Below are 25,535 nucleotides of genomic sequence, written 5' to 3' on the forward strand. Positions count from 1 at the left end.
CCGAAGGGGGACAAGGGAGAAATTTTTATGATAAGTGATTAGCCGGACATGATATTACTCGTGTTGCAAGTGGTTATCGAGATCTAGAATCTTTGTTTGCAGATGTAGATGAGGAATGAAACTTATAACTAGAGCTTAATAAAAAGCCATCTCGAAAAGCAAAACAAAAAATTTCATGACTCAACTGCAAAGAATAGCGATCGCACCTTCCCAATTCCAGCAAGAGCAAATCTTGCTTACCAAAGAGCAGCAACATTATCTTATACGTGTGTTGCGTTTGCGAGAAGGCGATCGCTTTATTGCTATGGATGGTTTGGGAAAATCGTGGTTGGCACAGCTGCAACAAGAACAAGCCCAAGTATTAGAACCACTGACAGTAGAAAGCGAATTACCTGTATCAATTAATCTTGTTGTAGCGTTGCCCAAAGGTAATGGATTTGATGAAGTAGTACGAACTTCTACAGAATTGGGCGTAGCTTGTATTACTCCAGTTTTGAGCGATCGCACACTACTACATCCCAGTCCTCAAAAACTTGAACGTTGGCGACGCATAGCCACCGAAGCCGCCGAACAATCAGAACGCGCCTTTGTCCCTACAATTTTAGAGCCTGTAGCTTTTAGCACATGGTTGTCATTCGTTAACAGTCATCAATATATCTGTGTAGCACGTGGCAACTTTCCCCATTTAAAAGATTGCCTACACCACAAAGAACAAGCAAACATCGTCATTGCCATTGGCCCAGAAGGCGGTTGGACAGACAAAGAAATTGAAAATGCGATCGCATCTGGATTTCAACCCGTTTCCCTTGGTCGCCGCATCTTACGAGCAGTTACAGCACCAATAGTCGCTTTATCCTTAATTACCGCAGCATATGAAGTATAAATGATTTATACTCACCCCTCTGGTGAGAAATCCTTCAGTGTGCATTTTAACTAAGCAATGATTGAGCAAATTGCGATCGCTTTTGAACAAAAAGACTACCAAACAGCTGCAAAATTACTCAAACAGCTGCTAAAAGAATCACCAGAAAACCCTTGGGCACAATTTTATCTCGCAAGACTGCACGAAGTATTTAAAAAGCGCCAACAAGCAGAAAAAATCTATCGGCAACTACTGCGAAGCACGAATAATCCTAAAATATTGACACAAGCACGTCAAGGTTTGCGGCGGTTACAAGAAATAGAGCAAGAAGAAAGACAAAGAGCTATTATCCAAGCAACAGCCGAACCTAGCGACACCGAACTAGGCATACTAATTTTAAAACCTCTGAGCAACGAACTAAAAACCGTAGCAACCCAAAAATTTGCCCAAATAATGCAGCTAGATGCCTACACAGCGAGGCTGACTCTGCCAAGTCGTGGCTGGAAATCATACCGCACTGGACAAGTAGGAGAACTGAAATTTTACGGACAACAGCTACAGCAAGCTGAAATTCCCTGCTTCTGGACGACAATAGGCCAAATTCAACAAATTCAAGTCTTTCAAGTCAAATATTTCCTAGAATCTGATCCAAAAGTTACTGTTGTTTGCAGCAACCAAACAAATCAACTTGGTTCTTTAACCTTTGACTGGTCAGAAGTCACAGCTAGAGTGGTAGGATTGTTGCCTATATTTGAGGAAGTTGTAGACCGAGACGTGCGCGGTAAGCTAGAACGAAAAACCCAAACCCAAGACTATGCTCAGTTTTGTGATTTGCACCTACCAAGCAGAGGTTCTATCCTCCGACTTTATGACAATGGTTATGAATTTCATCAAGGTATAGAAATTAATCCCCAAGCTAGCCAAAACACAATCAGGATCAATTGGAATAACTTACTCGATTGGCTTGAGCAAAAATTGCCCCAAGTTAAAGTTTGGTCTGATTTTACTCCTTTTGCACAGACAGTCTTAGATCAAACAGAAATACTCAGTCGGATTAAATCTCATATTCATCTATTTCGCAGAGAAGAAACTAATTGGGACTCAGCCTTTCATTTGTATAGTGGACTGATATTCATGAATGATGCTAGCTAATTACTGGTTACAAAAGAATTTTCTGCACCAAACTATTTAGCAATGAACTAGTAACACTGCCGTAGAACGTTCAGTCCCAGATTAATCTGCGAGCGTTCGCTCAGAAGGTAGTAAATGGAGTTTAAGCGATTTTCTGTTAAAAAAGAAGTAGGTAAATATTAGCGATCGCTCAAAAATAGAGTCTTGTTTGCTAGGCTAAAGCAGAAGATTTAAAATTTAGGTAGATAATCAAGACTAAATAGTCTTTATGGCTCACTCCACTAGTCAACTCTTTATTTTAGATCAGACTAAAGTTTATTGGTAAATAACAACGAATTAAATTAATCAAGTATAAATTATTGAGATTGTAGCTAAACAATGATGCATTTTAAGTTTTCACCAAAAATTCTGCAAAGGCTGGGAGAAGAACTTGTTCCAAATCCAGACCAAGGAATCATTGAATTGGTTAAGAACTCTTATGATGCTGATGCTATTGAATGCAGAGTAGAGCTTATCAAAACTAGCGCCATAGGTGGCTCGATTATTATTTCAGATAACGGTGTTGGTATGGATAAGGATGATATTAGCGAGGGATGGCTGGTGCTAGGTCGCTCGAAAAAATCCAACCGTGAAGTTACTCAATTAGGTCGCCTACCTGTAGGTAATAAAGGATTAGGTAGGTTAGCTGCTCTACAAATGGGTTCTCAAGTACTCTTGAAAACTAGACCTAAAGATGAACCAGGAGTTGAATATTCTCTAACGATTAATTGGGATGATTTTCAAGAAGCTGATGTAGTAGAAGATGTTCCTTTAGATATTAAACAAAGTGTTACAGATCAACAATATGGGACTGATATTATAGTCAGTAATCTTAAAAATATATTCACTAAACGCGACATTCAAAGACTAGCTAGAGAGCTTTTATTGTTAGCAGATCCATTTGATAATCATACTGGGTTCCATCTTCAACTTATTGCTTCAGAATTTTCGGAGATTGAAAAACAAGTAAGCAATGCTTACTTTAGTGATGCTGAATATCATTTGAAAGCTTATATAAATGGAGATGGGATTGCTGAAGCAAGTTTACTAGACTGGCAGGGAAACGTAATTTTTCATGCTGAGCATAGTGATCTTTATCAAGAAACTTCTCAAGAGCCTTACAAAACACCTCCAACAGAATTTGAATTGTGGGTATTCTTGCTAAATCCTCAAAGTTTTTCAGCTAGAAAGGCTTCTATTTCTATCAAACAAGTTAGAGAATGGCTTGCTCAAGTAGGGAATGTTCGTTTATATCATCGGGGTTTGCGGGTAAAACCTTACGGAGATTCAGATGATGATTGGTTGAACTTAAATTATGCACGAGCAAGAAATCCAGAGGTACGTCCTTCAACAAAAACAGTTATTGGTAGAGTAATTGTTAGTGACCCTAACGATATGTTGCTTCAGAAAACCGATAGGCTTGGTTTTATTGAAAATGAAGCTTTTTTAGAGTTAAAACGCTTCGCAATTGATGTGTTGGAGTGGATGGCTAAAGAAAGGCTGAAAGTCACTGAAACGCAAAGACAAAGAGTTAAGAAACAAGTTCCTCGTGATCTTACAGAAGCTAAAGCCAGAATTGAAGAAGTTATTGAAGCAGAAGTTCCCCAAGAATCTCGTCCTCAAGTCCTAGAAGCTGTTCAGCAATACGAAACTGTAACAGAGCGTGAGACAAACATCTTACGTGAAGACCTTCAGCTCTATCGTAGTTTAGCTACAGCAGGAACAACAGCAGCAGTTTTTGCTCATGAATCTGGCAAACCAGTAACTTTAATTGAAAAAATAGCTAAGAGAATAGAAAGAAAAGGTAAAGAAATTCTGGGAGAAAAATATGAACACTATTTAGGAGAACCGGTTACAAAGCTTTATCAAGTAAGTAAATCATTACAACGCTTTTCTAAGTTTCCACTGCATCTGTTGAAACGAGAAAAACGTCGTGCAGGCGTTGTAGATACTCATATTGTTATTGATGAGATGGTTACATTCTTTCAAAGCTTTTTTGATGAAGGCAAAATTGAAATTATAAAAGATAAAGTTGAAGGTAATCCTTGCATTTATGGAAGTAATGCTTTGCTAGAAGCAATTATTACAAATCTTTTAATAAATGCTATGAATGCTTTTAATGTTGAAGGTGGACGCACAGAAGGACGTAAAATAATTATCAGAACTGAAACTGAAGGAAGTAACTTAAATATTAAAGTTTTAGATAATGGTTCAGGAATCCATAATATAAAAATAGACGAAATTTGGCTGCCTGGTAGGACAACTAGGGAAGGTGGTACAGGTTTAGGATTGACAATTGTTAGAGATTCTGTAACCGATTTAGGAGGAGCGGTAAATGCGAATCCAGAAAGTGAGTTAGGAGGAGCAGAATTTATTGTAAAATTGCCACTTGTAGGAGAATAGCTGTTATGACTTTAATCCCAGCTTTAAATGAAATAAAAATAGCTATAATTGATGATGATAAAAACCTAGCTGATGCAACAGCTTGGGAAGTAGAAGAAGCAGGCTATAAACCATGTTTATTCGTTGATGGTAATTTTAGAAATGTCAATGAGTTAGCATCGTGTATTAAAGAAAGTACTGAAGGTGCTGTATGCGATCACCGCTTGTCTAACTCTGGATTTGCTAATTTTTATGGAGCAGAATTAGTTGCAACTCTATACGACTGGAAATTTCCATCACTGTTAATTACTCAGTACACAGAAATGGATACATCTTTGTCAATTAGAAAGTGGAGACATAAAATACCTGTACTATTAAGTCGAGATCAAGCTGATGCCTCAAATATTGCTAAAGGTATTGAAGATTGCAGATTAGAACTTGAAGGGTGTATATCAAGTATCAGAAAACCTTATAGAACAATAGTCAGGATTGCTAATATTGATCAAGAATCTATAGAAGCTTTTATACCAGGTTGGAATCCTCATAAGGCTATTCGTTTTCCAGCTTCCCTTGTTCCTGAACATTTGCGGGATGCGTTAAAGCCAAATGTTCGCTTATTTGCTCATATTAATATAGGAGCCGAAAAATCTGATGACCTATATTTTAAGAAGTTTGAATTAGCACCTGAACCAGATGAAGACGATGGACTTGCCTGACTTAATTATTCTAGACGTTGGTCATGGAAATTGTGCAATTGTAAGAGATACTGATGGTGTAGTAGTCATTGACTGTTCACATGGAGCGACTTTGATAGAAACTCTTGAATATCTTGTTATTCAAGAAATATTACATATTCTCATCTCTCATTCTGATGCAGATCATATTGCAGGTATTATTAATCTACTGTCTAATGAAGATATTAAAATTCATAATGTACACCTTAACCCTGATTCAATCAAAAAAAGTGATATTTGGTTGGATTTGCGTATTGCTTTAAAAGATGCACAGCAGCGTTTTGGAACTAAAGTTTCATCAGAATTAACAACAACAAAAACGGGAAGCTTGAATATTGGTTCAGTTAATATAGAAGTACTTGCACCAACACCTGAATTGATTTTAGGTGGTGCTGGAGGAAGAGATTTACAAGGACGGCGATTAACTTCTAACTCAATATCAGCCGTTATCGGCATAGTTCACAATTCTCATAGAGTAGCTATATTGGCAGCGGATATTGACAATGTGGGGTTTGACAATCTGATTCAGGTAGAAAAGAGTTTTATTGCCGATATACTTGTTTTTCCTCATCATGGTGGAAGACCAGGGAGTGGAGATGGTAAAATATTCGCTCAGCAATTTTGTAGTTTAATACAACCAAAGCTAATAATATTCTCAATTGATCGTAATCGTTTTAATAATCCCCGCACAGAAGTAGTAGAGGGTGTTATTTCTTCAGTTCCAGATGCTCATATTTCATGCACTCAATTATCCCAACAATGTGCTGCTAGTCTTCCTAGTTCAAAGCCTACACATTTAACTACACTTCCTGCTAAAGGGCTTATCAGTAATAGCTGCTGTGGAGGAACTATTGCTATTAAGATAGATGGTAATAGGACGACTTATGCTGAGATGGCTTCACACAAAGAATTTATTGTTAGTCAAGTAATTAGCCCAGTATGTCGAAAGTTTTTATCTACCGTTAAGCCAATTTAGTTTTCGTATTTTAATTAATCTTTGTGAAGTTGGTATTTTGCAGATTCTCAACGCTATTTTCTAAGTACATACTGTGTAAGGCTATTGATGGCGTGCCTTACCAGGCGACTTTCCCAAATGGCAGACGGTGTGCAGTTACTAGTTGCTTTAGTTAGTCTGGTATTAGGTTTAATAAACAATAAATATCTCTGCTATGAATACAGCAACTACCAAAAATCAACAGTTAGCAGGTTTGTATGTGAAATCTCCTCAAGGAGAACAGCTAACCTTTCCACTGGAGCATACGGAAGTTCTAGCAAAAATCGTAGGCAACTTGTCACGAGTTGATGTTATCCAAACCTTTGAAAATCCATTTACGCAGCCTTTAGAAGCGATATATGTCTTTCCATTACCCGATGAAGCTGCGGTAGATGATATGGAAATCAAAATAGGCAACAGCATTATCAAAGGTAATATTAAAAAACGTGAAGAAGCGCAACAAATCTACGAACAAGCAAAACAAGCCGGACGCACTGCCGGACTTCTAGAACAGGAACGAGATAATATCTTCACCCAATCTCTTGCAAACATCAAACCTGGTGAACAAATTGATGTCACAATTCGTTACACCGATAGCCTGAAATTTGCAGGCGGAAATTATGAATTTGTTTTCCCGATGGTGGTGGGGCCAAGATATATTCCAGGAACGCCGATAGATGGAAGCGGTGATACAGATAGAGTTCCTGATGCTTCTCGAATTACACCACCTGTAATTTCAGAAGGTGTACCAACTTTGCGATCGCGTCACGATATTCATGTCACAGTAGAAATTGACGCAGGTATGCCAATTGCACAAGTGCGTTCTCCTTCGCATCAATTAGAAATTGCACACATAGATGGAATTGTGCAAGTCAAGTTAGCTCAAGCAGACACAATTCCCAATAAAGATTTAATTCTGCGTTATCAAGTTTCCACTCAAGAAACTCAATCTACAGCGTTAACCCAAGCCGACGATCTCGGCGGACATTTTGCAGTGTATTTAATTCCAGCTTTAGAATATCACACCGATGAAATTGTCCCCAAAGATGTTGTGTTTTTGGTAGATACCTCCGGTTCTCAATCTGGCGAACCCCTACAGAAGTGTCAAGAATTGATGCGACGATTAATCGATGGGTTAAATCCTCAAGATACTTTCACAATTGTTGATTTTTCTCATAGCGTCAGACAGTTATCACCCAAACCTCTGCGGAATACATCCCAAAATCGTACCAAAGCGATCGCTTATATTAACAAGTTACGAGCTAGCGGTGGTACAGAAATGCTGAGTGGCATTCTTGCAGCCATCAACGTTCCCACCCCACCAGAAAGATTACGCACGGTTATATTGCTAACCGATGGCTACATCGGCAACGAAAATGAGATTTTGGCAGAGGTGCAAAAGCATCTGCAATCAGGAAATCGTCTTCACAGTTTCGGCGCAGGCAGTTCTGTAAACCGTTTCTTATTAAATCGCATTGCAGAGATTGGACGCGGAAAATCGACAATTATTCGGCATGATGAACCCACAGAAGGAATTATCGAAAATTTCTACAAACAAATCAACAACCCTGTACTCACGAATATTCAAGTCTCGTGGCAAGGTGACGGAGAATCACCTGTGATTTACCCTAGTACAGCACCTGATTTATTTGCCGAACAACCATTAGTTTTGTTTGGTCGTAAACAGGATAGAACCAGCGGCAATTTGCAAATCTCTGGTATCGCTGCGGGCGGTAAACACTACCAAAAGACATTTCACCTCATATTTGCACAAACAGCAAATCCTGCGGTAGCGCAGTTGTGGGGACGTTCCCGCATTAAAGACTTGATGAATCAAATGGTGAGTTTTGAAACTAAAGCTGGCACAGAAGCAGTTACAGAAACAGCCTTAACTTATCAATTGCTTTGCCAATACACGGCTTTTGTGGCTGTCAGTGATGATATGCGGGTTGAACCAGGCAGTGAATGTCTATCTATGCAAGTGCCAGTAGAAATGCCCGAAGCAGTAAGTTATCAAGGAGTGTTTGGTAATGCTCCTGCTGGTGGTATGGTGCGCCGAATAACACTCTCGTCGATGCCACCAGTACCAGCACCAGCTTCAGCAGCGCCTCCAGAGTTGGAGGCTAAACTTAATTTCCCATTCTCACCATTTGAAGAGTCTGAAATCAACTCCACTAGTCTTGATATCAGCCAAGATATTGGTGAGATTTCAGCAGTAATCAAAGTCATCAGTGCTATTGGCTTAGAACAATCAGCAATTGCTTACTTAACCCAACATCTGCAACAGTTAAATTTACCCCCCGGCTTGAGTGGTCAAATTGTCTTTGAGTTCACCGTCAAAAAAGGCCGGGTAGCACGGGTAATGTTGAATGAGAAATCCTCAACTTTAAAAGATACAGCTATACTGGACATGATTAAGCGATCGCTTTTGATCTGGAGAGTTCCTTCATCTACCAGTAACAAAGTTGTCTTAACCTTAAATATTCACACTTAAAAAACAAAGAGACGCGAACCTTCGCGTCTCTTCAAATTCAGCTACAATGCAATACTTTCATCAGCCAGGGGTTTTCACCTGACGCGCCATATCCAAGAAAGAACTCATATTAGCCCCTGGGCGACGGCGGCCGTTAGAGCTGCCTGCCGAAGGAGCAAGATATTTAGGTGCAAAGGTAGTTTCTTTTGGTTGCTCTTGAACAGCTTTAGCTGCTTTAGCTTTCGCATTATTACCAGGTTCAACCTTGAGACCTTCAGCAGTTTGAACAAGCTGAATATCAGCTGGTTTTGGTTCTTTAGTTGTTTTTGCCTTAGACTTAGCGGTGGTTTTTGTTCCGTTTAATGACGCTGGTTTAGATGGAGTTGGTGCATCAGATGTCAATGTTTCCGTTATTGTTTCGGTTGCTTTCTTAGCACTCGCTGTAACTGTCTCTGTTGCTTTCTTCACGTTTGATGCAGCCTCTTTAGCTGCTTCTATTGGCTTTGCATCCTTAACTTCGTCTACTAATTCCAAGAAGTAACCATTGTCCTTTTTCTTTGGTAGTAGCCCAGTAATAAAACCGAGAATACCGGTGATTAATTTTTTGATAAAACCGAACATTACAATTGCTCCTGCTTCTTAATATTTGGAATCTGACCGTAATTGTTAAAGATTACGTCTGAATATTACATTTTTTTTCGTCACTCTTTTCTGGTGACAATCCCTATAGGTTCATGCTTTAGTTAACCATTGTAGTAAAAATACAGAGCAAACGTTCTTAACTCTTACTTGCAAGCACTTCTAACTTATATACACCGAGAACTAATTATTAAATTTTACTGTAACTGAGAGCAAGATTATGAACGCAAGCTTAACAAAAATTAACATTTCTTTGGAATGGGGACTGGGGATTGGGGACTGGGGACTGGGGACTGGGGAATTATCTTTCTCCCTCATCTCCCTCATCCCCCGGTTGCTGAGCAAAGTCGAACCATATCCCAACTCAACCAGTGAAAGTAGTGTCCTATGGCGATCGCAGATGATGTTAATATTTTGTTACATTTTCTACAGAATTGTTATACACATAGATTGCTATAGATGAACACAAAAAATCAACAGTTCAATCCTGTGTTGTTGATACATGGCATTGATGATACGGGGGAAGTTTTCGACAAAATGGCGGGTTATTTAACACGACATGGATGGTCTGTGTATACCCTAGACTTGTTACCCAACAATGGAAATGTGGGTCTTGATGAGTTAGCAAAGCAAGTAGCCGCTTACGTTGCTGCTACCTTTTTGCCAGAACAACACCTAGATTTGATAGGCTTCAGCATGGGAGGAATTGTTAGCCGTTATTATGTGCAGCGGCTAGGAGGAATTCAACGTGTGCAGCGATTTATTACTATCTCTTCGCCCCACAATGGAACTGTGATGGCTTATGGTTCGCTGCGTCCTGGTTGTGTCCAAATGCGTCCTAACAGTGCTTTTCTTCAGGATTTAAATTCTGATGCTGCTATGTTAAAGCAGCTAGACTTTACTTCTATTTGGACACCTTATGATTTGATGATTGTCCCTGCTCACAGCTCACAGATGCCAGTAGGAAACCAACAGATATTACCTGTGGCACTACACTCTTGGATGTTGACAGACTCTAGAAATTTAGCAGTAGTAGCAGAAATTCTAGCACAGCCTACTAAGTCCTATCCCCAATTTGAGCATACTCAAAACTCCCAAAAATTGCCTCTGGGTAGCGGTAGTATTTGAACTCCATCAAGTTATAAAAAGGATCTTCTAAGAAGAAAGTGCGATGTTCTAGGAGAGAACCAACAAAGCGATGTTTAGGTTCTTCTCTAAAAGTGAGTTTTTGCAGTTGTGCCTTTTGTAGTAATTCTTCCCAGTCACGTTCGGCGGTAAAAATTAGTCCAAAGTGTCTGGGATAAATACTTCGTTGAGGTGTTAGTGGTTCTTTAGTAACATGAGCTACTAGTTGATGACCATAAAGATTAAGAATCAGGGCGTGGGGATTTTCACGACCAGGAATGCAGCCCAATCCTTCTATATAATAGGCTTTTGTCTGAGCAATATCAGTGACAGGGAAAGCAAGGTGAAATACAGTTTGGCTCATGGCTGGTGTTGAGGAAACTTGTAGTTGATCCTATCTGCAAATTTAACGTAAGCTATACCAACCTCTGTGATTTGACGGGTTAAATAATTCGTAATTCGTAATTCGTAATTCGTAATTCGTAATTCGTAATTCGTAATTCGTAATGACGCTCGTACCGACGCTCGATGACTCGCTCTAAGCGAAGCTATGCCGCAGGCTTTACGCTACGCTATCGCTCGTGCTTCGCTAAAGTTTCTCTGTGGAGTGGTAATATTTTGGCAAAACTACTCATACATAAGTGATTCTTGATGCTTCCTTTAATTGACTATGCCAACCCCTGGTTGGTAGGAGTAGGATTGAACACGGTCTTATTGGGGTTAGCTTGGATTGCTCCTAAGCGGCTGCTGACTCTGGCGGGATTACTCCATGCTTGGTTTCTAGGCGTTTTAATCTGGGGAACTCTGGGTTGGCAAGGATATGTCTTAGTGATGTTCTATTTTCTGGTTGGTTCTGGAGTCACGCGAATTGGCATGGCACAGAAGGAAGCAGAAGGAATTGCTGAAAAGCGTTCTGGCGCTAGAGGCCCAGAAAATGTTTGGGGTTCGGCTTTAACGGGTGCGCTGTGTGCCGTAGGAGTCGGAATGATTACATCTGGCGCTTTTGTACTCAATCCCCAGTCCCTAGTCCCTAATCCCCAGTCCCTTCTATTATTAGGCTACGTGGCAAGTTTTAGCACTAAACTTTCTGACACCACTGCTAGTGAAGTTGGCAAAGCATACGGTAAAAGCACATTTTTAATTACAACACTACAGCCTGTAGCGCGTGGTACGGAAGGGGCAGTTAGCTTGGAGGGAACTTTAGCTGGTGTAGTGGCGTCAATAGCGATCGCTTTTGTCGGTTGGGGAGTTGGTTTAATTAATCTGTTGGGAGTAGCTTGGTGTGTAATAGCAGCGTTTATTGCTACCAATTTAGAAAGTGTGATTGGGGCAACACTACAATCTAAATATACTTGGCTGACTAATGAAGTAGTAAATATTTTTAATACATTAATAGGTGCGATCGCAGCAACTATACTCGCCTGGACATGGACAAGCATTATTTCCTAATCGGGAGTTGTGTTCAAATATATTACTTGTAAAGAGCCAGAAGCGATGATTTCTGACTCTTTTTTTGGCATACTACGACTAAATGCACAATTAGTTCATAGAATCTTTATCATTTTGACCCGTTAACCACAAGCGATTTCTATATGATTTAATTTGAAAGTTATATAAGTGTTTAACCATTTCCACGTAATTAGTTCATGGAATCTTTACCATTTTTAACCATCAATGACCAGTCAATTTCTATTGGTGAAGCAGTAAAATACCTGCAAGCCTCTGGAAAATTGGGTCAGTTTATTGGAGATATTCTCCGCCAATACGTGATTGAGACAGAAATACGAACACGAGACGATATTGAGATTGGGCCAGCATTAACCGAACAGACAATTATTGATTTCCGACTAAAAAATCAACTAACTGACCCGCAAGTTTTTCAAGAATGGCTACAAAAAAATGGTACAGACTACGCAACATTTCACAGTTCTGTCACTTTTGGCTTCAAGCTAGAAAAGCTGAAAGCTTTAATTACAGAACCAAAACTTCAAGAATATTTTATTGAACGTAAAATCTTTCTGGATCGGGTCGTAGTATCTCGTATTGTTGTTGATAGTCGCGAACTTAGTGAAGAACTACAAACCCAAATAGAAGAAGGAGGTAGCTTTGAGCAACTGGCTAAAGAGTATTCCCTAGCAGATGACCGATTAATGAACGGCATGATGGGAGCAATTAGCCGTGGAACTATGCCGGATGTACTACGGGCAGCTATTGATATGGCTAATCCTGGACAATTAGTTGGGCCCATAGAACTTGAGGGACGTTATGGTTTGTTTCGAGTAGAACAATTTCTCTGGGCGTCTTTAGAAGATACTCAACTAAAGCAAGCACTACAAAATGAGTTGTTTGAGAAATGGCTAGCAGAGAAAATTCAAAAACTGACGGTCAAATTACAAGTGAGCTAAAAAATCTGGATAATGAATCTCTACAATTAAATGTGCTAGCCTCTTTACCTTGGAATCAACCACCACTGTGCTGGCTAACCCCCGAACAACAATCCCGACTGCAAAATCAGTCTCAAATCCGTCGGTATCGTCTAGGGGAAAAAATTTGGTCAAATGAATCTGGAGGCTACCAATTTATCATCGCAGCGGGGAAAGTCCGCTTGCGAGAAGAAGGTGTAGGCAAACCATTAGCAGCCTTAGAGGTGGGAGATTGGTTTGGTGACTTGCAAAGGCTTTCTACAGATTGTAAAGCTGTAGCTGCTAGCAAAGAAGTCGTTGTAGTTTGTTGGAATACAGCACTGTGGGCAGAAGTTTCTAACCCGCAAATTCAGGAGTTTTGGCAAATTCCAGAGGATGTGGGGACACGGGGGGACGCGGTGAGTCCAGTGCTGCGGGAGGGTTTCCCTCCGCAGGCAACTGGCGAACCCGTAAGGGGGACGATGGAAGGAGAAGTTTTACCTCAGCCACTTTCCCCAACTTCAGAGGGAACGCCTAACCCTCCCGGTTTTCAACTCCAAAGAGGACTACCATCTGCAAATCTGGCAGTTTCTAATTATCCGTTTGTGGCAAGCTGGAATACAGCCGCCGCCTGTTTAACAATGGTGGCCCTACAGTTAGAAAATGCTGTGCAACTGGAATGGGTGCAACGTCAACTCAGAGGACAACGCCCAAAAGATGTTGTGGAAGCAGCCGAAAAGGTAGGGTTAGTGTTGCGGCGGCTGCAAGTGAGTTGGGGTGAGTTACGGCAGATATCATTTCCAGCTTTGTTGTTATGGAATTCTGACACTACCGAGACCCCTACATGGGTGGTAGCGTATGCTGTTAAGGGCGATCGCTTAATTATCGCTAATCCTCTGAATCTAGAGGGGACTTGTGAAAGCTTACCACAGTCGGTAGTTGAAGGGTGTTGGGATGGGCAACTGTGGCAAGTAGAACTTATATCTAAGCAAGAAAGATTTAACCTCGGTTGGTTTACCCCCGCAGTATGGAAGTACCGAGGATTATTAGGGGAAGTATTACTCGCGTCTTTTACTTTACAGCTTTTAGGGTTAGCCACACCGCTAATTACGCAAGTCGTCATTGATAAAGTGATGGTACAGGAGAGTTTACCAACTCTCGATGTCATGGCGATCGCATTGTTATCAGTAGCCATATTCGAGTCTATCCTGGGGATACTGCGGCTATTTATCTTTACCCATACAGCCCGTCGTCTAGATTTGAGCTTATCGGCACAGCTATTTCGCCACCTGATGCGCTTACCTTTAGCCTATTTTGAATCGCGGCGCGTCGGAGACACGGTTGCACGAGTCCAGGAACTCGAACAAATTCGCCAATTTCTCACAGGCACAGCATTAACCGTGATTTTAGACAGCATCTTTGCGGTGGTGTACCTGGCATTGATGTTTTATTACAATGTTTCACTAACATTTGTAGCTTTGGCAGTGCTGCCATTGTTTGCCACATTGACGATAGTAGCAACGCCAATTCTGCGTAACTGGCTCAACGAAACCTTTAATCGTAGTGCCGATAGTCAATCATTCTTAGTAGAGACAGTCACAGGCATCCACTCAGTTAAAGCTCATGCAGCAGAACCAGTAGCCCGCGATCGTTGGGAAGGCTTATTTGCTCGCTTCATTCGCACAGGTTTTAAAGCCTCTACCACCTCCAACATTAGCAGCAATCTTGGCGACTTTCTCACCAATTTTTCCACAATGCTGATTCTCTGGTTTGGAGCTAAGCTAGTCATAGATCAAAAACTCACCGTTGGGCAACTCGTCGCTTTTCAAATGCTTTCGGGTAGAGTCACAGGGCCACTTTTGCGCTTAGTACAGTTGTGGCAAAATCTGCAACAAGTTCTACTTTCAGTAGACCGCATTGGTGATATTCTTAACGTTGCCCCAGAAGCTGAATCGGGAACTGGTCTAGTTTTACCACTCCTCAAAGGTCAAGTTACCTTCGAGCAAGTCTTTTTCCGCTACCGACCAAATGTCGAACCAGTCCTCAAAGGTATCTCCTTCAACGTCGAACCGGGGCAGTTCATCGGCATTGTCGGGCGTAGCGGTTCCGGTAAAAGTACCCTTTCTAAGCTATTGCAACGCCTCTATCAAATCGAATCAGGGCGTATTCTCATTGATGGTTTTGATATTAAAAGTGCTGATTTAGCCTCACTGCGGCAACAAATTAGCGTGGTTCTCCAAGAGGACTTTCTATTCAACGGTTCCATCTTGGAAAATATCACTCTCGGTAATCCTGACATCAGCGCCGAACAAGTGGTAGAAGCCGCTAGACTAGCTGTAGCCCACGACTTCATCAGTCAATTACCCTATGGCTACGAAAGCAATGTTGGCGAACGTGGCACAGCTTTATCTGGTGGACAACGGCAACGTATTGCCTTAGCGCGGTTATTTCTATCTCAAGCACCAATTTTAGTTTTAGATGAAGCTACTAGCGCCTTGGATAGTGAAACCGAACAGCAGGTGCTACAAAACCTGCAAAAAATTTCCGCTAACCGTACTGTGTTTTTGATTGCTCACCGCTTTGCCCCCCTCAAACGTGCTGATTTAATTTTGGTGTTGGAACAGGGAATAATTGCCGAACGCGGAACTCACTCACAGTTATTGCAACAAAAGGGTTTGTATTGGTCATTATATCAACGACAGCAAGCAAACGTTTAACAGTTATCAGTTGGACTGTTTCAGCTATTTTGGTGCATTAGATTTAATAGGCATAGGTTGGTTAAACGAAGTGAAACCCAACATAGATATCGGTGTTGCTTTACCCTGTGGGAAGCCGCCCGGAGGGCGTCTACGTTCCTCAAACGCCACTTCACAAGGGCGGGGGAAACCCCCGCACGTGAGTGGCTCCCCAACCTACAGAATTTATTGCATCATTTTAGCTGAACCGTATTGGGGTGTAAGTTGCATTTTTAAGAAAGCTAAAAAATATATCAAATAGTAGGTAAATTAAGATTACCGACTTCTTTGAGAAGTCGGTAATCTCAACACCGCGAATTTTCACAAGCAGATTATCTTTTTACTATAAACAGAGAAAATAATAGTATTCAATTAGTAATTATAAATTTACTTTGAAAAATTGGTATTATTTTTTACACATTTATTTATTCATAAGATTAAATATTTCTCTAAAAGCAGTGATAAAACATCATTAATGTCGATTCATTTTGTTTACATTATTGGCTTTACAAGCATTTAAGTCATTTTAAAATCGCTAAATATTTTGATCTAAATGATTACTTAAGCATTATCATAAAGAATGTATTTTATACTCTCTAAAATGAGAATAGCATTAAAAAATACTGTAAGGCTATAGCTTATTACACTAACTATCACTACTCTTAACACCAATATAAATTTATAGCTAAAACCTTTGATTCAAAAGGATTTAAGTATTTATTTGCATGTGACTTTCCTTAATTTATTTAAGTAAAACTGCTTATGTCTTTCACCAATAATTCAACATCTTTTACTAGAGAGAACGGTATCAACACTACCCTCATATCCAATGAGCAGGCGAATATTTTTGATACTCCTCTGCGTGGTGGAAATATATTGTCATCAATAAATCGCAGTAGTTCTACTCCTGAAGATAATAAATATTCAAATCTGGAGCAAAGTAGTCAAAGTAACCAAAGTGTTACTCAAATAAGCGCTCTTGCTGCCAATGCTAATGGTAGAGTTGCTAAAACCAACAAAGGCGACAATATTTTAGTCCAAGCCATCACCGTTGATAAAGCCGACTTGATAATACAAAATGCTGTAAATCCGACTTTAACGTCTGTTGGCAGTACTGTTAAACTCAGCTATCAAGTGAGAAATCAAGGTAATGGTAGTGCTGATGCCAGTACCACTAAATTTTACTTATCCAAGGATAACGCTTACAACACAGATGATGTGTTGTTGAGTGCTGATGCTATTAACAGTATTGCGGCAGGTGCCTACAGCACAGAGACAGCCAACATTATCATTAGCAATGGCATCGCCGCAGGCAAATATTATCTACTTTACCAAGCTGACGCCAATGGCAAGGTTGCTGAAAGCAACGAAAGCAACAACGTCATTGCCAAAGCTATTCAAATTACTGCCCCAGACCTCATAATACAGAATATTGTCATTCCTGCTAGCGTAGCCATTGGTACTAAGCTTGAATTCACCTATGAGGTAAAAAATCAAGGTAATGGTAGTGCTGGTGCTAGTAAAACAGCTTTTTCACTTTCTCGAGACACAACCATCGGCAATGACGATGATATCCCCATTGGTTACAGCACTGATTTAATTCCCAGTCTTGCGCCTTCTGCTGTATTTTCACAGTCCATATCTTGGGATATCGACACCACCATTACCGCTGGTAAATATTATTTAATGTTTACAGCCGATGGACTAGGAGAGATTGCCGAAAGCAATGAAAATAACAACTATGCCTACAATACGCAACGAATTACTCTAACACCCATTGATGGTGGCGGTTTTAACTCCATTACTGGTTATGGTTTGGTTAACGCCGCTGCCGCAGTGGCTAAAACACTCGGCAAAAGTCCATTTCCTGATGTGTCTAGCTTAGGTGGTGATAATTGGGGAGCTGATTTGATTAAAGCACCAGAGGTTTGGGCAAAAGGATACACCGGTAAGGGTATTGTTGTAGCAGTAGTGGACAGTGGCGTTGATCGCAATCACCCAGATTTGAGCGCTAATATCTGGAAGAATCGTCAAGAAATTGCTGGCAATGGCAAAGATGACGATCGCAACGGCTATATTGATGACGTTTACGGTTGGAACTTCATTGACAAAAACAACAATACCTTAGATGGCTTCAGTCATGGTACTCACGTTGCTGGTACTATTGCTGCTGTCAAAAATGACTTTGGTGTGACGGGTATTGCTTATGACGCCAAGATTATGCCCGTCAAAGTTTTTGACAATCAAGGTAATTCCACGGGTAATGCCGTATCCGACGGTATTCGTTATGCAGTGGATAATGGCGCTAAAATCATTAACCTCAGTTTAATCAGTCCTGATATTAGTGAGCTATCCTTAGCAATTCAATATGCTGTAAACAAAGGAGCAATTATCGTCTCAGCAGCAGGGAATTATGATTTTGGCTCACAAGATCCAATCTCTGTACGTGGAGAACCAAAGTATCCTGCTAAATATGCAACCAAGTGGGGGCTTGCTGTTGGAGCAGTATACTACAATAGAACGCTGACTGACTTTTCTCATCGTGCTGGAACGACGCCACTAGCTTACGTTACAGCCCCTGGAGCATACTTTACAGGAGACAACGATTTCGGAATTGGTATTTATTCGACGCTTCCAGGTAATGATTATGGGTTTAAAAGGGGAACATCTATGGCAACTCCCCATGTTACTGGGGTGGTTGCTTTAATGCTGAGTGCTAAGAGTAACCTCACTAATGCTCAAGTGCGTCAAATTGTCACAACCACAGCAGGGAATAACTTAGCAGTTACCTAAGAGCCAAGACGCGTAAAAGAGACTGGAGATTAGGGATTGGGGACTGGGTTTGAAGCAGAGCGTCTTTACTTTTTTTAGAACCTGTGAAAAATACCAGGTTTACGCCACTGGGATATTTCTATAAAATAATCTAATTAAAAGATTCGCAGAACTATAAATGGACTGGATTACCCTGCTGCGATCGCTACAGTCTGATTTTATTAAAAGGTTAACATCTGGTTGTTTGCTGCATTGTGAAACAGAAAGTCAATATAGTGAATTAACCATCATCTCTGGAGAAAGGTTAAAATCACTACGAGAATTTTGTTGGCAGATGGCAGAGAAATATAAACGCACGTCCTCAGTTCGAGACGTTTTTATCAACAATCTCAAAGGCAAGTTAGGTGAAGAGGTTGTCAAAGAACGTTTAGCCAATTTGATTACTGAAGTTGATTATGAAAAACGATTTGGTGGTGATGGGAAGGTTGATTTTACCCTAACTTCCGATCCCACAATTGGCATTGAAGTTAAATCTCGTCATGGCAGTTTCGACAAAATTAGATGGACAATTAGTTCAGAGGAAGTTGAAAAAAACGTAGTCGTAGTTTGCATTTTGATTCAAGAAGAAGTCAACGAAGCACAACCGGAATATCACCTTTTCTTAGCTGGCTTTCTCCCAACTAATATGATTAAGTTAAGAACTGGTAAAATTTCCTTTGGAATAGAGCAATTATTGTATGGTGGTGGTTTATGCTGCTATTTAGAGCAAATACAATCTTCCAAGCAAAAAACTCAAATTTATCATGATCATCAACAGGAATCTTTCTCTAAACAAACAAAAGAACAGTTGCTCAAATCTCCTATTTACTCAGATACACAAAGCTATTTACACCATCACAACCGTAATGAAGATTTGCATTGGCTTTATTTGAAACTGGGTAATGAATGTTTAGAAAAAAGAGAATATGAAGCAGCAATCATCAATTATACTCAAGCTTTAGAAATTAATCCTGATGCCAGTGATATTTACTATAAAAGAGGTTTAGCTCATTATTACTTAGAAGATTACGAAGTAGCAATTGAAGATTATACTCAGGCAATTCATCTTACTGCTGACAATGCTAAAGCTTATAACAGAAGAGGTTTAGCTCGATATCAATTAGGAGAATACGAAGCAGCCATTGAGGATTATACTCAAGCAATCCGCATTAATCCCAATATCGCGATAGCTTATAAAAACCGTGCTGATGCTTTTTATCAAATAGGAAATAACCAAGGAGCGATTGAAGATTACACTCACGCAATTCGCATTAATCCCGATTATGCACTCACATACAAAAACCGTAGTCTTGCTCGTCATCTTCTAGGATCTGAACAAAAAGCTAAACAAATAATCAGGATTGATATTCATGATGCTGTCGCCTACAAAAACCGTGGTAATTCTCGCTCTGATTTAGGAGATTACGAAGGAGCGATCGCAGATTATACTCAAGCAATAGAGATTAATCCTAGTTATGCCGACGCCTATTATAACCGTGGTAATGCTCATTCTGATCTAGGAAACTATGAAGAGGCGATCGCAGACTATACCAGAGTAATAGAGATTAATCCTAATTATGCCGATGCTTATTACAATCGTGCTAATGCTCGTTTTGGAGTCGGAGATAAGCCAGCAGCAATTGAAGATTTTCAGCAAGCAGCAAACTTCTATTGGAAAGAAGGCAAGTTAGAAGAACACAAAGATACACGAGAAAGAATTTTAGAGTTACAAATAGAAGAATCGATAGATATATTGAATTTTTGAATTAGGATTAGGGACTGGGAATTGGAGAATTGTCATTATTCTCCGCGTAAGCGCGTCCCCTCACTCCCTCATCCCCCCACTCCCCACTCCCCACTCCCATAAATACTCATTTAGTCAGTTTGTCTATTTGGGCTATGTTTGGTAAATAAAATAAATAGCCTGTGTATTAGGCTTTTGTCCTACACTTGACATCAAGCATTGTGAGTGCTAAGCGTCTGCCAGAAACTATTGCCCATGTTAGAGTTACTCGCCAATCTTGGCAGCATGGCTTCCTTGAAGGTGAAGTAAGCGCGGGAGACTTTGAGTGGCACTTCCAGTGGCATTTCCGCCGGGGAGAACTTTCTGTTAAGCCTTCTCAAGGTCGTGCCTTAATTAAAGAACCTCTTGGTCGCTTTTTGGAACAACAAGATTATCAACTAGAGCCGGGAGGAGATTATGCTTTTACTATTCGGGCGGAGCTGTAGTTAATCAGTGACTTGTACTGAGCGAAGTCGAAAGGAGTCGAAGTATCAGTTAGCTGATTCTGTGAGGCGATTTAAGTATCTTTCAATCAATAGGATGGCAACGATGTCATCTATTGGTCGTGGTGGTTGCCGCATACCTTGTGGCAATAGCTTTGTTAGTCCTTTGGGTGGGTACATCTGCCAGTAGCGATCGCGTGCTTCTAGGGTAGTGTAGCGCTCATTTACTAAAATGATGTTCAACTGGTCTGCTAACTCCTGATGTAATTGCTGTTTCCACCGCTTGGCTGTAGTTTGGTCGCCCATGATCAGCAAAGAGATGGGGAACTTTTGACGGAGTGTTTCAATGGCAGCGATCGCTTCATTTGCAGCCACAACTTGGTGATAATGGACTTGCCGATCCAGTCCCATCACCGCTAAACCGCACTTATCCCGACCTGGATCAAACCCTAAAATAACTGGTTGCGTTGGTAAAAATTCAGATGAATTCATAAAAATATATTTAAATATTTTAAATATATCGTCTTGAGAATGGGGAGTCGGGAGTCGGGAGTGGGGAGTGGGGGGAGATGAGGGAGATGAGGGAGATGGGGGAGATGGGGGAGATGAGGGAGAAACTTTCTTTGCGTAAGCGCGTCCCCATTACCCCTAATCCCGACTCCCCAATTAGTACATATACTCATCAATTTGTTCAATCTGAGCATTTTTCCAGCTAACAACTTGATACAAATATTTTTAGCCTCCAAAGTTAACTCAGGAGGCTAATTTACATAAATTGCTTACTTGACATGTTGCACCTAATAAGGTAGAGCGAATATAATGCACATTTACTACCTTATATCTTTCTTGCTCCCACAAGCAAGGAAGTATAGCTCAGCCTATCCTTATGTGGACAGGTCTAAAAAGCTATGGGGTATATAAGTCAGCGTCACTTGTCTGTTTGTACAAACCGTAAATTTTCCCGGAATCCGCTTCAGCGGACTTGGGATATATATCAGTAGAATCAGGTGCAAGCGTTCATAGCAGAAAAAGTCAATACTTAGGATATGGGCAAACTGTCACACACTTGTTATCTTTCTTAATACGGAGGTACAAATGCAAGACAGATGTCATCCCAAACATCATTCTTTTTGGACTTCTGTTATCGATAGATCACCTTTACGCGTTGTTTTTTTCGGAGTTTATTATGAGCAACCCAATTCAACTATCTTTGGAACAGCAATTCAGTATCCACTCATTTGCTTCTCAAGTGCAGCACATGAGCCACGACCAAGCTAAAGACTTCTTAGTCAAGCTTTATGAGCAAATGGTAGTGCGCGAGGCTACTTATAAAGAACTACTCAAACACCAGTGGGGCATAGATTCCGGTTCCACTATGGCATAGAGTTTTTCTAGTGTCGCAGTGGGCGACCTCCTTCTCTTGCTCGGTTCCAAGGAGGAAATGAGCTGGGGATGCCGGGGCGTCAACTTCGATAAGTAGTTCTAAAAACTAAGTTCAAGAGTTTAAGTTACTTTCTAAATTCACACCTAGCAAAACCTTTAACTTTAACGTCACCAAGTCTAAATTTACCGCAGGATTCAATCTAAACTTTCTATGTGAGTTAGCTAACTCTTTCACACATCTGTTCGCATGAAACTTTATTTTTAACGAAAATTATCCCCTGAAGTTTTTACAGAGGTAAATTTACGCTAGCTTAGCTTTTATAGCCAGCATTTTTAGCGTACATACTTTTTATAACTAGAACTGACAACTATATACATATTTTGTTTATAAAAGTTTACATATCTGATCAACTCCGCTTTTGTATTATATGTAGTTAATTGACACATATTTCCAGGGAACTCCAAGGAGTCAACCGCCCCACCCACAAGGGGATGGGGCTTGTAACTGACCGATAGAATCGGTCGAAACATCTGGCATATTGACTGATGCCTGCTCCTCTGTCCCTTCTCTTACAAAGTTCAGATCGGAGGAAACCTCCGCTCCGACGCCAGTCGCCTGCGGAGGGAGACCCTCTCGCAGCGCTGGCTCGACTTTGCGCTGGGTAGAGGAGAGAATATAGTCATCCCTGACATTCTTGGCAATTTCTGCACACTGATTCATTAAAGGTAAAAACCTTGTCTTAGGTAGATCAACTGGAATGCTAACAGTACGCTTCATTATGCTGTTTGAAGCTCCGTTGCTACATTCTCTTTCATGCAATCTTTGATAACCTGCTCTTGATTGACAGGCTCATAATATCTACGACGATAGCGAAGAATAACTACTGAAGGAAGTTTTGTGTCTATTGGCTCATAGACTTCGTGGTGACTAAAATCCCAAATATGTTTTTCTTGACCTTCGCACCCTACAGTGTAAGTAGTCGCAAGTTCATAATGAGCAATGTGTCTTTCAGTTTTTAACCCTTTTATGTCACTCTCGGAAAGTAATAATCAAAGCAAGATTCTGAAACTTTCATCCAATCTAGCTTTGAGCCTTTATTTTCTAACAGTAACTAAAATTTATAACCAAAAGCTTAAAACTAAAGCTCCAAAAGGCTTTCAGCGATAGGCTTCTCCCAAACTGACAAAACAGGGTTAAGAATTTATCTACTGATTCTTTGGCAGTTAGCGGGCTAATTAAGATAACCCCACTACGCAAATTAGCTTGAGAGTCAGTATCAAAACATGGCATTTGTACAAAATGTGTGCCGGGGCTTTGCAAGAATTGTTGTTCACTCATTTTATTTATGTTTCTCCTTGTTTACCTACACATTCAAAAGTCCCGTTCGCTTTTTTACGAACATAAGCTTTCTTCAAGTCCATGTAGACTTACATCTCTTTTGCATCTTTCTTCCGCTTGCGCTGGGATTAGGGATGATCCATAAGTATTTACTATCACCTCTTTTTCAAATTCTTCTGGATCTTCGATTCTTAGTACAGAAGATCCATCGCTACTAGCAAATGCACGTTTGCCATTGGAAGATTGCCACACATAGTAAGTAAAGAATTTCAAGCCCATCAACACAACTTTATCTCCCCTTGCTCCCTACCCTAAAAGCAATGGGATACTTTTTGATTTACAAATCCCTAAGAGCCGGAAAGGTCGTATGGAGAGTCTGTATCAATACTTTCCAATCTTGCCAGAATTTTCGGCTTAATTTTTTCATACTCATTTTTGAGTAAGTTTTTGCTGATTTGAGGGTCAGTTGAAGACACTAAGGTGTTGCTATTTGCTATCCACTCTTGTAGTCGTTGACGTTGGGCAGGAGCGATACTCGAAAGTAGAACATGGGCGCAGCGGTTGGGAGTTTCTCTAGCAAAGAATAGTAATTGATAATAGCCTGTGTGCTGTAATAAGCGAGTAATTTCTTGACCAAGGCTAGTTTTGAGGTCAAGGTAGTAAGGTAGCCACTTAGCGCCATGCTTGCGGTTGTAAATGACAGTAATCCATAGCAGCATGGGGTGGGGAAGAGAGATGAACAAAAATTGATTGTAGCGGGTACAGACTAAGCGCTTTTGAATTTCTAGGTATGGTAACATTACCCACAAAGCTGCTAAAACTTCTCCATTGGTGAGGATGGGTTGAGGAAAAACTATATCAGCAATTGGTTTATTTTGGGGCCAGGAACTTGCACGAGCAATTTCATTATTTGATAGGGATATGTGAAGAGCGGCTTTCGTTTTCTGTTCTAGCTCAAGGTTAAGCGTAGTAGCATGAGCCAGTTCAAGACTGTCTTGTCTAAATTTGTGTTTTTGGTCATGCTGTTCTACAGATACTAAAACCTTGAGAATTTCACCTATATTTTGGGGGCGATCGCCTGCTGCTTTAGCTAGGCAACTCATGACTAAATTTTCCACTTCTTGAGGTATTTCCAATCCGGGGGAAACCTCAGCGAAAGAACGTGGTTTTTGATAGTGATGTATTTTATACCATGCCCCAAAAGAGTGAGTTGGTGCAATTAATGGCATTTTGCCTGTGAGCATCTCAAACATCATCACACCCAAACTATAGATATCGGCGCGGTTATCTAATTCTTTGCCTTCCATTTGTTCAGGAGAAGAATAAGCCAGCGTTCCCAGATAGAATTTTGTGTGATCGCCGTCGGACTGAATTAACTTAGCAATACCAAAATCGAGGATCTTAACCAACTCTCCAAAACTAGGGTCTTGAATCACTAGCATATTGCTGGGCTTGATATCGCGGTGAATGATGGGGCAGATTGTGCCATCAACCGGGATGCCATGATGGGCGTATTGTAATCCTAAGCAGATTTGGCGTACCATGCTGAGAAATCTTGTTAAAGGCAGTTGTTGCTTACGGACAATACTGCTCAAATTTTGTCCCTGTAAGTATTCCATGACGTAAAAAGGAGTTTTATTTTCATCTACGCCATAGTCCATGACTCGGACAATGTGGATACTTTTTTGCCCCAATAAAGCACAGGTTTTTGCTTCTCGCTCAAAACGGTCTTGCAATCGCATTTTTTCATTTTGGATTGACAAGGCAAGAAACTTCACAGCAACAGGTACACCTCCCAACAAAATATCCTTAGCACGATAAACCCTACCCATTGCTCCAGTACCGATTAACTCCTGAAGTTGATAGCGTTTGGCGAGTAAGCGACCAATGTTGGGATCTGACATAGAAAATTTCGACTCTCAAATGTTCAACAGTAGCCGTGTTGATTCTGATTTAGTTTGCCCAATTTTGATCCATGTCTTGAAATGGGGAATGGGGAATTGGAAGGAGATTTTTATGCTTTCGTTGTGTGATTTATGACATGGGCGATTGTCTTGTTTTTGGGGCGATCGCAAAAGACAATTTAAAGAAACTTGAGAATACGTGCCGATTACCTGAAGTAAGCTGTTGCACTTTTAAGTTGTATGATTCGGTTCCCTAGAAAGACGCAAAGACGGAGAGATGCAATTTGAATACTGATATAAATCTATAGGAATCCTATTTGATTTTTGAAAAAACTCCGTACATTTCAAGAGTGGCA

General features: G+C 40.5%; 20 protein-coding genes. 14 read left to right on the top strand and 6 right to left on the bottom strand.

The features are described from left to right. Positions 1-175: 175 nt before the first annotated feature. The 6 genes from AC5JMF_RS16700 (at position 176) to AC5JMF_RS16725 (ending at position 8,636) form a co-directional block, all read left to right on the top strand. The gene (locus tag AC5JMF_RS16700) at positions 176-883 is read left to right on the top strand and encodes a 16S rRNA (uracil(1498)-N(3))-methyltransferase (RefSeq protein ID WP_495796850.1); all 708 of its coding nucleotides are present in this window, start codon (positions 176-178) and stop codon (positions 881-883) included. A 57-nt stretch (positions 884-940) separates the two neighbouring features. Then, positions 941-2,014, top strand: coding sequence for a tetratricopeptide repeat protein (locus AC5JMF_RS16705; protein ID WP_495796851.1), 1,074 nt, complete (start codon positions 941-943; stop codon positions 2,012-2,014). Between the two features lie 357 nt (positions 2,015-2,371). Then, the gene (locus AC5JMF_RS16710) at positions 2,372-4,435 is read left to right on the top strand and encodes a sensor histidine kinase (RefSeq protein WP_495796852.1); all 2,064 of its coding nucleotides are present in this window, start codon (positions 2,372-2,374) and stop codon (positions 4,433-4,435) included. Between the two features lie 5 nt (positions 4,436-4,440). Further along, positions 4,441-5,130, top strand: a complete 690-nt coding sequence (locus tag AC5JMF_RS16715) for a hypothetical protein (protein WP_495796853.1) — start codon at positions 4,441-4,443, stop codon at positions 5,128-5,130. Then, the gene (locus AC5JMF_RS16720) at positions 5,117-6,124 is read left to right on the top strand and encodes a ComEC/Rec2 family competence protein (RefSeq protein ID WP_495796854.1); all 1,008 of its coding nucleotides are present in this window, start codon (positions 5,117-5,119) and stop codon (positions 6,122-6,124) included. The genes AC5JMF_RS16715 and AC5JMF_RS16720 overlap by 14 nt, the downstream gene beginning before the upstream one ends. Positions 6,125-6,317: 193 nt before the next feature. Next, a complete protein-coding gene (locus tag AC5JMF_RS16725; protein WP_495796855.1) occupies positions 6,318-8,636 on the top strand; it encodes a VIT domain-containing protein in 2,319 nt (772 codons plus the stop codon). A 60-nt stretch (positions 8,637-8,696) separates the two neighbouring features. Here AC5JMF_RS16725 and AC5JMF_RS16730 read toward each other — a convergent pair whose 3' ends face one another. After that, positions 8,697-9,236: a hypothetical protein gene (locus AC5JMF_RS16730; RefSeq protein ID WP_495796856.1), complete on the bottom strand. Its 540-nt coding sequence runs from the start codon at positions 9,234-9,236 to the stop codon at positions 8,697-8,699. Positions 9,237-9,713: 477 nt separating this feature from the next. Between AC5JMF_RS16730 and AC5JMF_RS16735 the strand changes: the two genes are divergently transcribed. Beyond that, positions 9,714-10,382, top strand: coding sequence for an esterase/lipase family protein (locus AC5JMF_RS16735; protein ID WP_495796857.1), 669 nt, complete (start codon positions 9,714-9,716; stop codon positions 10,380-10,382). On the opposite strand, the gene AC5JMF_RS16740 is transcribed toward AC5JMF_RS16735, so the two are convergent. Continuing rightward, complete coding sequence (locus tag AC5JMF_RS16740; RefSeq protein WP_495796858.1) at positions 10,312-10,743, bottom strand: VOC family protein; 432 nt, start codon at positions 10,741-10,743, stop codon at positions 10,312-10,314. The genes AC5JMF_RS16735 and AC5JMF_RS16740 overlap by 71 nt on opposite strands. A 287-nt stretch (positions 10,744-11,030) precedes the next feature. On the opposite strand from AC5JMF_RS16740, the gene AC5JMF_RS16745 reads away from it, so the two are divergent. From AC5JMF_RS16745 to AC5JMF_RS16770, 6 genes are all read left to right on the top strand, one after another. Next, a complete protein-coding gene (locus AC5JMF_RS16745) occupies positions 11,031-11,828 on the top strand; it encodes a TIGR00297 family protein (protein WP_495796859.1) in 798 nt (265 codons plus the stop codon). Between the two features lie 197 nt (positions 11,829-12,025). Next, positions 12,026-12,784: a peptidylprolyl isomerase gene (locus AC5JMF_RS16750; RefSeq protein WP_495796860.1), complete on the top strand. Its 759-nt coding sequence runs from the start codon at positions 12,026-12,028 to the stop codon at positions 12,782-12,784. After that, positions 12,733-15,498: a type I secretion system permease/ATPase gene (locus AC5JMF_RS16755; protein ID WP_495796861.1), complete on the top strand. Its 2,766-nt coding sequence runs from the start codon at positions 12,733-12,735 to the stop codon at positions 15,496-15,498. Before AC5JMF_RS16750 ends, AC5JMF_RS16755 begins: the two co-directional genes overlap by 52 nt. Before the next feature lie 780 nt (positions 15,499-16,278). Continuing rightward, positions 16,279-18,309 carry a S8 family serine peptidase gene (locus tag AC5JMF_RS16760; protein WP_495796862.1) on the top strand — a complete coding sequence of 677 codons (2,031 nt, stop codon included), beginning with the start codon at positions 16,279-16,281 and terminating at the stop codon, positions 18,307-18,309. Between the two features lie 157 nt (positions 18,310-18,466). Further along, a complete protein-coding gene (locus AC5JMF_RS16765) occupies positions 18,467-20,092 on the top strand; it encodes a tetratricopeptide repeat protein (protein ID WP_495796863.1) in 1,626 nt (541 codons plus the stop codon). Between the two features lie 200 nt (positions 20,093-20,292). Beyond that, positions 20,293-20,556 carry a DUF3146 family protein gene (locus AC5JMF_RS16770; RefSeq protein ID WP_322666958.1) on the top strand — a complete coding sequence of 88 codons (264 nt, stop codon included), beginning with the start codon at positions 20,293-20,295 and terminating at the stop codon, positions 20,554-20,556. Between the two features lie 45 nt (positions 20,557-20,601). Here the strand turns inward: AC5JMF_RS16770 and ruvX are convergent, their stop codons facing one another. Beyond that, positions 20,602-21,045: a Holliday junction resolvase RuvX gene (gene ruvX / locus AC5JMF_RS16775; RefSeq protein WP_495796864.1), complete on the bottom strand. Its 444-nt coding sequence runs from the start codon at positions 21,043-21,045 to the stop codon at positions 20,602-20,604. 694 nt (positions 21,046-21,739) lie between these two features. Between ruvX and AC5JMF_RS16780 the strand changes: the two genes are divergently transcribed. After that, positions 21,740-21,937 (top strand): NblA/ycf18 family protein, encoded by a 198-nt coding sequence (locus AC5JMF_RS16780; protein ID WP_495796865.1) that lies wholly within the window; start codon positions 21,740-21,742, stop codon positions 21,935-21,937. A 1,101-nt stretch (positions 21,938-23,038) separates the two neighbouring features. Here AC5JMF_RS16780 and AC5JMF_RS16785 read toward each other — a convergent pair. From AC5JMF_RS16785 to AC5JMF_RS16795, 3 genes are all read right to left on the bottom strand, one after another. Further along, on the bottom strand, positions 23,039-23,275 hold the full coding sequence (locus AC5JMF_RS16785; RefSeq protein WP_495796866.1) for a hypothetical protein: 237 nt from the start codon (positions 23,273-23,275) through the stop codon (positions 23,039-23,041). 54 nt (positions 23,276-23,329) lie between these two features. Beyond that, positions 23,330-23,560 carry a hypothetical protein gene (locus tag AC5JMF_RS16790; protein WP_495796867.1) on the bottom strand — a complete coding sequence of 77 codons (231 nt, stop codon included), beginning with the start codon at positions 23,558-23,560 and terminating at the stop codon, positions 23,330-23,332. A gap of 62 nt (positions 23,561-23,622) precedes the next feature. After that, the gene (locus tag AC5JMF_RS16795) at positions 23,623-25,179 is read right to left on the bottom strand and encodes a serine/threonine protein kinase (protein WP_495796868.1); all 1,557 of its coding nucleotides are present in this window, start codon (positions 25,177-25,179) and stop codon (positions 23,623-23,625) included. Positions 25,180-25,535 lie beyond the last annotated feature (356 nt).

Source organism: Desmonostoc vinosum (genome assembly GCF_059505385.1).

Bases quoted from the DNA above. Each gene is read 5' to 3' on its own strand.
- AC5JMF_RS16700 (WP_495796850.1), top strand. From the start codon at position 176: ATGACTCAACTGCAAAGAATAGCGATCGCACCTTCCCAATTCCAGCAA.
- AC5JMF_RS16705 (WP_495796851.1), top strand. From the start codon at position 941: ATGATTGAGCAAATTGCGATCGCTTTTGAACAAAAAGACTACCAAACA.
- AC5JMF_RS16710 (WP_495796852.1), top strand. From the start codon at position 2,372: ATGATGCATTTTAAGTTTTCACCAAAAATTCTGCAAAGGCTGGGAGAA.
- AC5JMF_RS16715 (WP_495796853.1), top strand. From the start codon at position 4,441: ATGACTTTAATCCCAGCTTTAAATGAAATAAAAATAGCTATAATTGAT.
- AC5JMF_RS16720 (WP_495796854.1), top strand. From the start codon at position 5,117: ATGGACTTGCCTGACTTAATTATTCTAGACGTTGGTCATGGAAATTGT.
- AC5JMF_RS16725 (WP_495796855.1), top strand. From the start codon at position 6,318: ATGAATACAGCAACTACCAAAAATCAACAGTTAGCAGGTTTGTATGTG.
- AC5JMF_RS16730 (WP_495796856.1), bottom strand. From the start codon at position 9,236: ATGTTCGGTTTTATCAAAAAATTAATCACCGGTATTCTCGGTTTTATT.
- AC5JMF_RS16735 (WP_495796857.1), top strand. From the start codon at position 9,714: ATGAACACAAAAAATCAACAGTTCAATCCTGTGTTGTTGATACATGGC.
- AC5JMF_RS16740 (WP_495796858.1), bottom strand. From the start codon at position 10,743: ATGAGCCAAACTGTATTTCACCTTGCTTTCCCTGTCACTGATATTGCT.
- AC5JMF_RS16745 (WP_495796859.1), top strand. From the start codon at position 11,031: ATGCTTCCTTTAATTGACTATGCCAACCCCTGGTTGGTAGGAGTAGGA.
- AC5JMF_RS16750 (WP_495796860.1), top strand. From the start codon at position 12,026: ATGGAATCTTTACCATTTTTAACCATCAATGACCAGTCAATTTCTATT.
- AC5JMF_RS16755 (WP_495796861.1), top strand. From the start codon at position 12,733: ATGGCTAGCAGAGAAAATTCAAAAACTGACGGTCAAATTACAAGTGAG.
- AC5JMF_RS16760 (WP_495796862.1), top strand. From the start codon at position 16,279: ATGTCTTTCACCAATAATTCAACATCTTTTACTAGAGAGAACGGTATC.
- AC5JMF_RS16765 (WP_495796863.1), top strand. From the start codon at position 18,467: ATGGACTGGATTACCCTGCTGCGATCGCTACAGTCTGATTTTATTAAA.
- ruvX (WP_495796864.1), bottom strand. From the start codon at position 21,045: ATGAATTCATCTGAATTTTTACCAACGCAACCAGTTATTTTAGGGTTT.
- AC5JMF_RS16780 (WP_495796865.1), top strand. From the start codon at position 21,740: ATGAGCAACCCAATTCAACTATCTTTGGAACAGCAATTCAGTATCCAC.
- AC5JMF_RS16785 (WP_495796866.1), bottom strand. From the start codon at position 23,275: ATGAGTGAACAACAATTCTTGCAAAGCCCCGGCACACATTTTGTACAA.
- AC5JMF_RS16795 (WP_495796868.1), bottom strand. From the start codon at position 25,179: ATGTCAGATCCCAACATTGGTCGCTTACTCGCCAAACGCTATCAACTT.